Raw genomic sequence first — 11,257 nt, 5'->3', positions numbered from 1 at the left:
CTTACTGAATCCCCGGCCACTTGCTCGCGAACTATGTACCGTTAAGGTATAAGACTCATGCAGCCGGGTTTATTTACAGAACCACTACCGCTCAGCTCGAAACGTACGCTACATAAGGCCCCGTGCCGCCACCCGTGGACGCCTTGCCCGAAATGCCGTAGTACACGTGCCGGCCGTAGAAGAACGGCATGCCGAAGTCGAACTGCCGCGACAAGTAGATACCGAGGTTATTGAACGCGTAATTCCCCGACGCGTTCAGCGTCGCTCCGTTTGCGATATTGAAGCCGAGTGAGACACTCGCCGGACTGGTTGCCTCCAGCGTCGACGTCCGCCCCACCGTCGTCGTCGGGATGTAGTATCCGGACGCGCTGTCAATCGGGATCGTCAAGTCGGGGAAGAACAACACCGTCGATCCGGAATCGAAGAACGTCTTCGTCAGCGTGGTGCCGCCGTAGCTCGACGCGAAGTCGCCGTTCCCGTTCGTCCTGATCAGCGTGGCGCTCGTGCCGTTCAACACGTTGTTGGCTTGCGTGTCGATACCGAACACCAGCGTACCTTGAGCCGTCGCGCTGCCGCTGTCGGAAATCTGGCCCATCTCCAGAATCACACCGTTGTTATCCTGCGCGAACTTTGTGACCGGATTGGTGATCTGTCCGGTTACGAGCACCGAGGTGGCCGTGCCGGCGTTGGTGTAGTAGAACGCCGACACCGCTGCGTTCTGGCATGCCATGCCGCAGTCATTCGGGCTCACGCCGATGCCGAGGATGCCGTTTGCGCCGATATCGGTCGTGGTGACCAGGGGGCGGCCAACCTGGCACTCGGTCGGCGCGGCCACGGTCAGTGCCGAATCGCCGATCACGTGGATGGCTACTTTCTGTGCAATCTCGCCCGAAAGCGCTACGTCCGCATAGTGGACGGAACCCCATGCGTAGCCGCTGCCGAACAACGCACATTCGGCGAGCGGCAGACCGCTCGGCTGGGCGAGTTCGGGTGCGAGCGCACTGAATGTGGCGGCCGGAATGGCTGAGCGAACCAGGCGCAATCCAAACGATGCGGTATCGACGATCACATTCGGGATCGTCGCGCAGTTCGCGGTGGCGTTAGTACTGTCGGTACAGATCGTGACGCTGACCATGGGCTGATTGTGAATGCCCGTTTGGCTGACCGTCACCGCTATCGTATTGCCGGGACCAACTGCAGTAGGCACCGCCGACGCATCCACCGCGAGGACGTTGGACGGAGAACCTGTTCCGCTCGACGTCGCCGGCGAACTTGCGCCGCCCGGTGCGTTTATCGATGTGTTGCTGTTGGTTCCACTGTTGCTACCCCCGCTACCGCCCCCACCGCAGCCAGCCAGACTCAGCCCGAGCGCCGCGGCAATGATCCATGCGATTTTGCGCACTTTTATTCTCTCGATTGATTTTTAACAGACTTACTTGATGTCGTTAGCGCTAACGCCTTGCGGCAACGCTTGCGGCAGATAGGCTCGACCCACGAAGGCGCCCATATGGCCGCCCGTTTCAACGACCAGAGCCGACTGACGCACGACGGCTGCGCCATAGCCGCCGCCTTGCGCTGCGTGCGCGTCGGTGAGTGCCTGCACGTAAGACGGGAAGTAAGTGGCGAGCAGCGTGTTGAGCGGCGGCATGGCGGGGCCTTCCCAGCTCAACGCAAACACGGTGTTGCCTGCCGCGATGTACTCGTTTACGACGGTGCCCGACGCAAGCGTGGTCTGACTCACGGTGTAAGTGGGCGAAGCCGCATTGGCGCTGGCAGCAAAGCGGGCCACCGCGCTGCCGCCCTGGCTGGCCGCCCCTGCGCTGGTACTGCTGGCGGTCACGGGGTAGGTCGGTGCGCCGCCTAACCCTGCATACGCCGGAGCGACCGTGGTGAACGAGGCCGCGGCCACCACGAGCATTCGAAATTGGCTGATTATCATTTTTTGGTTTTCGACGTTTTTCGGAAAATGCGCGCGAACGTTTCCTCGCGCCCACGCGATATAAATACTAGCGTGCTTCTCTTCGATTAAAACAGACGAATAGCGTGGCGATTCGGGTTCTATTTGAAATTGAAAGGTAAGCCGCGGGAAACTGATAATGCGCGCCGCGGCGAACTGGCGCGTCTGGGCGCGCCTCGATCTCAATCCAGCCCGGACGTTGAAATCCTGCCGAGCTTTTCGATCAACACCGCAACGAAGGTTTCCGTGACGGGCGGCAGGGTCCTGCCGCGCTTCTTGATGAGGGCGATAGGGCGGGTGAACGCGGGATCGTCGATGGGGCGGACTATCAGTTCAGGTTCCGCTCTGACCTCGCGGGCCGACGCCGGCAGGATGGTCACGCCGAGCCCCGCGCGCACCATCGCGACCGCGCTCATCATGTAGGTCGGCTCGCACGCGATCTCCGGCATGGCGTGCGCGTCGGCAAACGCGCTGTCAACCACCGCCCGCACGCTCGTACCCTGCGCGGTGAGCACGAGCGGGACACCGGCAAGGTCGGCCAGCGTGATGCGTTTGCGGCGCGCCAGCGCATGGCGCTTTGGAAACACCGCCACCAACCGGTCGATGCCCGCATGCAGCACCTCGAAGCTGGCGTCGCCCAGTTCGCCGCCGGTCAGGCCGATATCCACTTCTTCGTTGCGCACCAGCGCGTTGACCATGCTGGCGACCACGTCGCGCACATGAAAGCTCACGCGCGGCACGGTCTTCTTCAGGTCCTGCACGAGTTCCGGCAATACGCTCGCCGCGAAAGTGGGCAAGCACGCGATCCGCACCGTGCCGTTCGATCCCTCGCCGAGCGCACGCGCGTCGATCAGCACGTGCTCCATGTCGTGCAGGGATTTTTGCAAGAGCGGCAGCAGTTCGCGGCCGGTCGGCGTCAGTGCGACGTTGCGGCTGTTGCGATCGAACAGGCGCAGGCCGACCGTTTCCTCGAGGCGCCGTATTTGCACCGTCAAGGCCGGTTGAGAGAGATGCAGGCGCGTGGCCGCGCGCGTGAAACTGCCTGTTTGCGCCACGGCGATAAATGCGCGAATGTCCCGAAGGTTCAGATCCATGATGTTTTGTAATGGCTGCGATCAAATCATTTCAATTGATTTATCGCCGCCTCGAACTTACGCTGGATCACAGTAAAAAACAACATCGGAGACAAGGACATGCTGCCACTGCTGGGGCTAGCCACCATCGTCGTGCTACTCGGCGCGATTCTGTCGAAACGGATGTCGCCACTGGTGGCGCTCATCATCGTGCCGCTCGCCGCGTCGCTGATCGGCGGGTTCGGTTTTCAGACAAGCAAATTCGTGATCGACGGGCTCAAGAGCCTCGCGCCCGTCGTCGGCATGTTCGTGTTTGCGATTCTCTACTTCGGCACCATCACCGACGCCGGCACGCTCGATCCGATCATCGACCGCATTCTGCGCGCTGTCGGCACGCGGCCCACACGGATCGTGATGGGCACCACGTTGCTTGCGCTGCTGATTCACCTCGACGGTTCCGGCGCGGTGTGCTTTCTCGTCACGATTCCCGCGATGCTGCCGCTCTATGACCGCTTGAAGATGGACCGGCGCGTGCTGGCCGCGGCCGTTTCGATGGCCGCCGGCATCAATTTTCTGCCGTGGACGGGGCCGATGATCCGCGCGTCGGCCTCGCTGCATCTGCCGATTTCGGCGTTGTTCAACCCGCTGATCCCCGTGCAGTTGATCGGCTTGGTGTTCGTCTTCGGCGTGGCGTTCTGGCTTGGGCGGCGCGAGGAAAAGCGGCTCGGCCTCACCGCCGCCAACGGTTCCGCGCCGATGCCAAAACGCGAGTTGACGCCTGAAGAGCAAGCCTTGCGCCGGCCGAAAAACTTCTGGTTCAACATCGTCCTGACGCTCGTCGTACTCGGCACGATGGTCGTGATGGGCGAGAAGATTCCGCCGGCCATCATGTTCATGGTCGGACTATGCATCGCGTTGATGGTGAACTATCCGAACGTCGACATGCAGCGCAAGCGGATCGACGCTCACGCGCGCGCTGCGTTGATGATGGCCGGCATTCTGCTGGCGGCCGGCGTGTTCACCGGCGTGATGCAGGGCAGCGGCATGCTGAAGGCGATGGCACTGGCGGCAGTCGGCTTCGTGCCGCCCGCCATGGCGGGCCACATCCCCGTCGCGCTCGGGCTGGTGTCGATGCCGCTCAGCATGCTGTTCGATCCGGACTCGTTTTACTTCGGCGTGCTGCCGGTGATTGCCGAAGTGGCCGGCCAACTCGGCGTGCCCGCCGTGCATGTCGGCCAGGCCGCGCTGCTTGGCCAGATGACCACCGGCTTTCCGGTCAGCCCGCTGACGCCGGCGACTTTCCTCGTGGTCGGCCTGTGCGGTATCGATCTCGCCGACCATCAGAAATTCACGTTCCCCCTGCTGTTCGGCGCGTCGATCGTCATGACGATCGCCTGCGTCGTGCTGGGGATATTCTCGTTGTGAGCTTGACTGTTTGACTGAATGGAAGCGACCAGCATGATAGCGACTCCACATAGGCAGCCGGTCCGAATCGGCGCGGGCGCGGGGTATTCCGGCGACCGTATCGAACCCGCGGTCGAACTGGCGGAACACGGCGCGCTCGATTACCTCGTGTTCGAGTGCCTTGCCGAACGCACCATTGCGATCGCGCAGCAGGCGCGCAGCAAAGACCCTGAGCTGGGCTACGATCCGTTGCTCGAAACGCGCATGGCGGCCGTGCTTCCCGCAGCGATCCGTAACGGCGTGCGGATCATTTCGAACATGGGCGCGGCCAATCCGCTTGCTGCGGCGCGAAAGACTGCCGAGATAGCGCGCTCGCTCGGTCTTGGCGACGTGAAGATTGCCGCCGTCACGGGCGACGATGTACTCGACGTCGTGCGGCAGGGCAATTTCCGTTTCGAGGAGTCCGGGGAAAGCGTCGCTTCGTACCGTGATCGCCTCGTGTCCGCGAATGCCTATCTCGGCGCGGCGGCGATTGTCGAGGCGCTTGCGGCCGGCGGGCAAATCGTCCTGACCGGACGTGTCGCCGATCCGTCGCTGTTCGTCGCGCCACTGATCCACGAGTTCGGCTGGCAGATGGACGACTGGCAGACGCTTGGCCAGGCGACTGTGACCGGCCATCTGCTCGAATGCGCGGGACAAATCACCGGCGGGTATTTTGCCGATCCGGGTTTCAAGGACGTGCCCAATCTCGCGAGGCTCGGCTTTCCCATCGCCGAAGTCGCGCCGGACGGCACGGTGGTCATCACCAAGCTTCCGCAGGCCGGTGGCCGGGTAACCGAGGCAACCTGCAAAGAGCAACTGATGTATGAGATTCACGATCCGCAGCGTTATCTGCAACCGGACGTGGTCGCCGATTTCACGCAGGCGTGTGTCATGCAGGAAGCGCCGGATCGCATTCGCGTGAGCGGCGGGCGCGGTACGCCGCGTACCGATACGTTGAAGGTGTCGGTCGCTTACTTCGACGGCTATATCGGCGAAGGGCAGATTTCATACGGCGGTCCCGGCGCGCTGGCGCGTGCCCGGCTTGCACTCGATATCGTGCGGGAAAGGCTTGCCCTGACGGGCGTCGAAACGCGTGAATTACGCTTCGATCTGATCGGCGTGAACGCATTGCATGGCGACACGTTGGCTGCCGGTCACGCCGAGCCTTATGAAGTGCGAGTCCGGGTCGCGGGGCGCGCTGAATCGCTGGCGCAAGCAGTGAGGATCGGCAACGAGGTAGAGACGCTTTACACGAACGGCCCTGCGGGCGGTGGCGGCGTGACGAAGTCAGCGCGCGAAGTCGTCGCGGTGCAATCGGTATTGTTGCCGCGCGAGCATGTCAAGCCGGCATTCTCGCTGGTGGAGGCGTGACATGAAACTACGTGAGCTTGCTCATTCGCGGACCGGCGACAAGGGCAATACGCTGAATATCTCCGTCATCTGTTATGACGCGAAGCACTATGAGCATCTGCGTGCGGTGTTGACACCGGAACGGGTCAAGGCGCATCTGAACGACGTGGTGCGCGGCGAAGTCGTGCGTTATGAACTGCCTGGCATCGCCGCATTCAACTTCGTACTCGGCCATGCGCTCGGCGGAGGTGTGACGCGTTCGCTTGCGCTCGACGCGCACGGCAAATCGTTGAGTTCGGCGTTGATGGGGCTGGAGGTGGAAGCGCCGACTGCAGGTGGAAACGCTCCAGTTCTGTAGTTCGCTGGCATTGCCGCCGCTGCTGCATATCGCTAGCCTGACCTGAGGCCCTAAGTTCAAGCTTCGAGGGCCATGTCTCGTCCACGTGGGTGACAGTGGCGGTTTCCATGTTCGCGGCATCGTCTGTGTCGGCGAGCGCTGTCAGTTCGTTCGCCGAATCGCCGGGCATTCGGCTCAGCCACTCGCCCTGCTCAACTCGTGCGCGCGCCGAAGTCTTTCGCGGCTATTGCTCAGATGCATGCGCATCGCGGCGCGCGCATCATCCGCGTCCTGGCGTTCGATGGCCCGATAGATCATCTGATGCTCGCTGAGCACGTTGCGCAGGTGCTCGATATGGTCGAGCTCCGCGATCTCGGCGGTGCCGAGCCGCGTGCGCGGGCTCACCGCGCGGCCGAGTTGACTGAGCACGTCGAAGAAGTAGCGGTTGCCGCTCGCGCGCGCGATCTGCAGATGAAACTCGATGTCGTGCGCCAACGTATCGGTACTTCCCCGTTCGAGTTCGGACTCGAAGCGCTCCAGTGCGGCGCGAATCTGCTTGAGATTCTGCTCGGTGCGTCGCGCTGCCGCGAGCGCGGCCGAGGCTGCCTCGACGTCGATGCGAAATTCGATGATCGCCATCACGTCCAGCATGCTGGAGAGGTCGGCGGCAGGCAGTTGCATGGACTGTTCCGTGGCCGGCTCCAGAACGAACGTGCCGATGCCGTGACGCGTCTCGACCACTTTGGCCGCCTGCAGGCGCGAGATTGCCTCGCGAACCACGGAGCGGCTCACCGAAAGCTGCTTCATCATCGCGACTTCTGTCGGGATGCGGTCTCCGGGCCGCAGGCTGCCGCGGCGGATTTCATCGGAAAGGGTGGCCACCACCTTCTCAGTTAGGCTGCTCATCTCGGTTGCTTATGGACTAATCGGCTGGGAATTCACACTTTGCGAGTGCGAGTGACGTCGTGTGGCGTCTCGACATAGTCATCATAGCGTCAGTCCGAAAGGTGACGATTTGAATCTCGTGTTCCCGATGCGGGCGGCAAAGACTCGTTAACCGGACTTGGGCGGCACAGCTCGCAAGACTTTTGTCATGTCATCGGACGTCTTAATTTGATTCTACAGTTTCAACGACTGCGGTGGTGCTGTTGACGCCTGCATCCCGGTGTATATAGCTTACATAGCAGGGTAAACACCCCATTGGAATCGGTGAATGGAACGGGGTAGACTGTCGTCAGACAACGTATCACGCATTTTAGGACCGAATCACCCGGCCTGCTCGAATGTGCTGCGGTGCGTTCGATCAGGCCGCTGGAATGGCCGGAACTGGAGACAACCTTGACATCTGCTCTCACCGCCGCCGCTGACCCGCTTGAGTCCGCGGTCTCGAAGGTCAAGCGGCACGTGCTGCCGCTCTTTCTGATTATGTTCATCGCGAACTACATCGATCGCGTGAACATCGGCTTCGTCAATTCCCACATGCAGACGGACCTCGGCATCGGCGCTGCCGCCTACGGCCTCGGGAGCGGGTTGTTCTTCGTCGGCTACGCGCTGTTCGAAGTGCCGTCGAACGTATTGATGCAGAAGTACGGTGCGCGCGCCTGGCTGACCCGCATCATGGGCACCTGGGGGCTGGTCGCGGCCGCCATGGCGTTTGTGTGGAACGATACGTCCTTCTATGTGTTGCGATTCCTGCTCGGCATCGCCGAAGCCGGCTTCTTCCCGGGCGTGGTGTTTTACTTCACGCAATGGCTGCCGCAGAAAGAGCGGGGCAAGGCCGTGGCGGTTTTTCTCTCGGGCTCCGCGCTTGCGTCGGTGCTGTCCGGTCCGATCACAGGCAGTCTGTTGTCGATTCGCGGCCTTGGCCTGCACGGCTGGCAATGGATGTTTCTCATCGAGGGCGGCTTCTCGATCGTGCTGTGCGGTGTTAGCTGGCTGCTGCTGAAGTCGCGCATTCGCGATGCCTCCTGGCTGACGGCCGAGGAGCAGACCGTTCTCGAAAGCGCGATCGCCGCGGAGCAGGCCGAGCGCGAGGCGCACGGCGGCGCGCATTTGCCGGCCGTGAAGCTGCTGAAGGATCCGCAGATTCTGCTGTTCTGCTTCCTGTACTTTGCGATTCAATTGACCATTTACGCGGCCACCTTCTGGCTGCCGACGATCATCCGCAAGATGGGCGGACTCTCGGACTTCGAAGTCGGCATGTTCAATACCATCCCGTGGCTCATCGCCATGGTCGCGATGTACTGCTTCGCGGTGTTGTCCGCGAAATGGCGTTTCCAGCAGGCGTGGCTGGCGGTGGCGCTCGTCATTGCAGCGTGCGGGCTGTTCGCTTCGACGTCGGGTAATCCTGTGCTGTCGTTCGTGGCAATCTGCTTCTCAGCGATCGGTTTCAAGGCCGCGGCTTCGCTCTTCTGGCCGATCCCGCAGGGTTATCTGGACGCACGCGTTGCTGCTGCCGTCATCGCGCTGATCAATTCGGTCGGCAACCTCGGCGGGTTCTTCGCACCGGCTGCTTTTGGTTATCTGCAGCAGCACACCGGCTCGATTACCGGTGGTCTGTACGCCTTGGGCGTGGCTTCGCTGATCGCCGCGGCGGCCGGCTTCCTGACCCGCAATCGCCGTGTGAACCGCGACGCGTTGACGGAGCCGCTTCATAGCAAAGCGCATTGAATTGTCGATCGACCGCCGCCAGTCGGCTTACTCATTTACCTGGTCCCCAATCATGTCCACTAACTCATCCCAATCGAACGCCACGCCGATCGTGACCGAGCTGCGCGTCGTGCCCGTCGCCGGCCGTGACAGCATGCTGATGAATCTGAGCGGCGCGCATGGCCCGTTCTTCACGCGCAATATCGTCATTCTGCGCGATAGCGCCGGGCATACTGGAGTCGGCGAAGTGCCGGGCGGCGAGAGCATCCGCAAGACGATCGACGACGCGCGTCCGCTGGTTGTCGGCCAGTCGATCGGCAATCTTCAAGCGATCCTGAACAAGGCGCGTACGCAGTTCGCCGATCGCGACGCCGGCGGGCGCGGCCTGCAGACTTTCGATCTGCGCACCACCATTCACGCGGTGACCGCACTCGAAGCCGCGCTGCTCGATCTGCTCGGGCAGCATCTGGGCGTCCCTGTTGCGGCACTGCTCGGCGAAGGCCAGCAACGCGACGAAGTGGAAATGCTCGGTTATCTGTTCTATATCGGTGATCGCAAGAAAACCGATCTGCCCTATGACAGTGGTGCGGAAGGGCGCGACGACTGGGAGCGCGTTCGCACCGAAGAGGCCATGACCCCCGAGGCGGTGGTGCGGCTTGCCGAGGCAGCGCAAGCGCGCTATGGCTTCAACGATTTCAAGCTCAAGGGCGGCGTGCTGTCGGGCGACGCCGAAATCGAAGCGGTGACGGCGCTCGCAGAACGCTTCCCCAATGCCCGCGTCACGCTCGACCCGAATGGCGCATGGTCGCTCGCGGAAGCGGTGCGCCTGTGCCGCGATCAACACGACGTGCTGGCTTACGCGGAAGATCCATGCGGCGCGGAAAACGGCTACTCGGGCCGCGAGGTGATGGCCGAATTCCGCCGTGCGACCGGTTTGCCGACGGCGACCAACATGATCGCGACCGACTGGCGCCAGATGGGGCACGCGATCCAGTTGCAGTCCGTGGACATTCCGCTTGCCGATCCGCACTTCTGGACCATGCAGGGCTCAGTGCGCGTGGCGCAGATGTGCAACGAGTGGGGGCTGACCTGGGGCTCGCATTCGAACAATCACTTCGACATTTCGCTTGCGATGTTCACGCATGTCGCGGCTGCTGCGCCCGGCAAGATCACGGCGATCGACACGCACTGGATCTGGCAGGACGGTCAGCGCCTGACGCGCGAGCCGCTGCAGATCGTCGGCGGCAAGGTCATGGTGCCTCAGGCCGCCGGCCTCGGTGTCGAGCTGGATATGGACGAGATCGAGAAGGCGCACGCGCTGTATCTGCAGCATGGCCTCGGCGCACGCGACGACGGCGTGGCTATGCAGTACCTGATTCCGAACTGGAAGTTCGATAACAAGCGCCCGTGTCTGGTGCGCTGAGTTTCCTCATGATCTGAGCGGCGCTCCGTGCGGCCGCCCGCTTTTACCGACTATTCACGTTATGACCTCACCCCAAGAACTCAAAGCGATCGTTTCCGAAGGCCTGCTGTCCTTTCCGGTGACCGACTTCGACGAACAAGGCGATTTCCGCGCCGATACCTATGCTGCGCGCCTCGAATGGCTCGCGCCCTATGGCGCGACCGCGCTGTTTGCCGCCGGCGGCACGGGCGAATTTTTCTCGCTGGCCAAAAGCGATTACACGAACGTGATTCGCACGGCGACCGAGACCTGCCGGGGCAAGGTACCGATTCTTGCCGGCGCGGGTGGCCCGACGCGCGTGGCGATCGACTACGCGCAGGAAGCCGAACGTCTCAGCGCAAGCGGCGTGCTGTTGATGCCGCACTATCTGACCGAGGCATCGCAGGAAGGGATTGCCGCGCACGTCGAGCAGGTCTGCAAGGCGGTGAAGAACATCGGCGTGATCGTTTATAACCGCGCGAATTCGAAGCTGAATGCGGACATGCTCGAGCGTCTCGCGGACAGTTGCCCGAACCTGATCGGCTTCAAGGATGGTGTGGGTGAAATCGAGGCGATGGTGACGATTCGCCGTCGTCTCGGCGACCGTTTCTCGTATCTCGGCGGCCTGCCGACCGCGGAAATCTACGCCGCGGCTTATAAGGCGATGGGCGTGCCGGTGTATTCGTCGGCTGTGTTCAACTTCATTCCGAAGACGGCGATGGATTTCTATCGCGCGATTGCTGCAGATGATCACGCAACTGTCGGCAAGCTGATCGACGAATTTTTCCTGCCGTATCTGGCGATCCGCAACCGCCGTCAGGGCTATGCGGTGAGTATCGTGAAGGCCGGCGCGAAGCTGGTCGGCCACAGCGCCGGTCCGGTGCGGGCGCCGCTGACCGATCTGACCGAAGAAGAAATGGCGCAACTCGACGCGCTGATCAAGAAGCTCGGCGCGCAATAAGTGGCGCAATAAACGGCGCAGGTAGTGGCGGAGATTTCGCCGC

10 protein-coding genes are annotated in these 11,257 nt (G+C 62.2%); 6 read left to right on the top strand and 4 right to left on the bottom strand.

Going from position 1 to position 11,257, the window contains the following annotated elements:
• Positions 1–91: 91 nt before the first annotated feature.
• The 3 genes from M0D64_RS42005 to M0D64_RS41995 form a co-directional block, all read right to left on the bottom strand.
• A complete protein-coding gene (locus M0D64_RS42005) occupies positions 92–1,402 on the bottom strand; it encodes a DUF3443 family protein (protein WP_266261962.1) in 1,311 nt (436 codons plus the stop codon).
• A 30-nt stretch (positions 1,403–1,432) separates the two neighbouring features.
• A complete protein-coding gene (locus M0D64_RS42000; RefSeq protein WP_266239017.1) occupies positions 1,433–1,939 on the bottom strand; it encodes a DUF2844 domain-containing protein in 507 nt (168 codons plus the stop codon).
• Positions 1,940–2,139: 200 nt separating this feature from the next.
• On the bottom strand, positions 2,140–3,051 hold the full coding sequence (locus M0D64_RS41995; RefSeq protein ID WP_266261961.1) for a LysR family transcriptional regulator: 912 nt from the start codon (positions 3,049–3,051) through the stop codon (positions 2,140–2,142).
• A 99-nt stretch (positions 3,052–3,150) separates the two neighbouring features.
• Here M0D64_RS41995 and M0D64_RS41990 point away from each other — a divergent pair, with 99 nt between their 5' ends.
• Genes M0D64_RS41990 through M0D64_RS41980 form a run of 3 tightly spaced genes read left to right on the top strand, consistent with a single transcriptional unit; the run spans position 3,151 to position 6,184 of the window.
• A complete protein-coding gene (locus M0D64_RS41990) occupies positions 3,151–4,455 on the top strand; it encodes a CitMHS family transporter (RefSeq protein ID WP_266261960.1) in 1,305 nt (434 codons plus the stop codon).
• 33 nt (positions 4,456–4,488) lie between these two features.
• Entirely contained in the window at positions 4,489–5,847 is a 1,359-nt protein-coding gene (locus M0D64_RS41985; protein ID WP_266261959.1) for an acyclic terpene utilization AtuA family protein, read from the top strand.
• A 1-nt stretch (position 5,848) separates the two neighbouring features.
• On the top strand, positions 5,849–6,184 hold the full coding sequence (locus M0D64_RS41980; protein WP_154559215.1) for a hypothetical protein: 336 nt from the start codon (positions 5,849–5,851) through the stop codon (positions 6,182–6,184).
• A 174-nt stretch (positions 6,185–6,358) separates the two neighbouring features.
• On the opposite strand, the gene M0D64_RS41975 is transcribed toward M0D64_RS41980, so the two are convergent.
• Positions 6,359–7,069: a FadR/GntR family transcriptional regulator gene (locus tag M0D64_RS41975; RefSeq protein WP_154559214.1), complete on the bottom strand. Its 711-nt coding sequence runs from the start codon at positions 7,067–7,069 to the stop codon at positions 6,359–6,361.
• A gap of 432 nt (positions 7,070–7,501) precedes the next feature.
• On the opposite strand from M0D64_RS41975, the gene M0D64_RS41970 reads away from it, so the two are divergent.
• The 3 genes from M0D64_RS41970 (at position 7,502) to kdgD (ending at position 11,214) form a co-directional block, all read left to right on the top strand.
• Positions 7,502–8,833 (top strand): MFS transporter, encoded by a 1,332-nt coding sequence (locus M0D64_RS41970; protein ID WP_171925927.1) that lies wholly within the window; start codon positions 7,502–7,504, stop codon positions 8,831–8,833.
• 52 nt (positions 8,834–8,885) lie between these two features.
• A complete protein-coding gene (gene gudD / locus M0D64_RS41965) occupies positions 8,886–10,235 on the top strand; it encodes a glucarate dehydratase (RefSeq protein WP_266261958.1) in 1,350 nt (449 codons plus the stop codon).
• Positions 10,236–10,296: 61 nt separating this feature from the next.
• Positions 10,297–11,214, top strand: a complete 918-nt coding sequence (gene kdgD / locus M0D64_RS41960) for a 5-dehydro-4-deoxyglucarate dehydratase (protein ID WP_266261957.1) — start codon at positions 10,297–10,299, stop codon at positions 11,212–11,214.
• Positions 11,215–11,257 lie beyond the last annotated feature (43 nt).

The organism is Paraburkholderia sp. WS6, assembly GCF_030464835.1.
Lineage (GTDB): Bacteria > Pseudomonadota > Gammaproteobacteria > Burkholderiales > Burkholderiaceae > Paraburkholderia > Paraburkholderia madseniana.
This window is presented reverse-complemented; position numbering and strand designations above follow the sequence as displayed.

Coding starts and splice junctions, on each gene's coding strand:
- M0D64_RS42000 (WP_266239017.1), bottom strand. CDS start 1,939: ATGATAATCAGCCAATTTCGAATGCTCGTGGTGGCCGCGGCCTCGTTC.
- M0D64_RS41995 (WP_266261961.1), bottom strand. CDS start 3,051: ATGGATCTGAACCTTCGGGACATTCGCGCATTTATCGCCGTGGCGCAA.
- M0D64_RS41990 (WP_266261960.1), top strand. CDS start 3,151: ATGCTGCCACTGCTGGGGCTAGCCACCATCGTCGTGCTACTCGGCGCG.
- M0D64_RS41985 (WP_266261959.1), top strand. CDS start 4,489: ATGATAGCGACTCCACATAGGCAGCCGGTCCGAATCGGCGCGGGCGCG.
- M0D64_RS41980 (WP_154559215.1), top strand. CDS start 5,849: ATGAAACTACGTGAGCTTGCTCATTCGCGGACCGGCGACAAGGGCAAT.
- M0D64_RS41975 (WP_154559214.1), bottom strand. CDS start 7,069: ATGAGCAGCCTAACTGAGAAGGTGGTGGCCACCCTTTCCGATGAAATC.
- gudD (WP_266261958.1), top strand. CDS start 8,886: ATGTCCACTAACTCATCCCAATCGAACGCCACGCCGATCGTGACCGAG.
- kdgD (WP_266261957.1), top strand. CDS start 10,297: ATGACCTCACCCCAAGAACTCAAAGCGATCGTTTCCGAAGGCCTGCTG.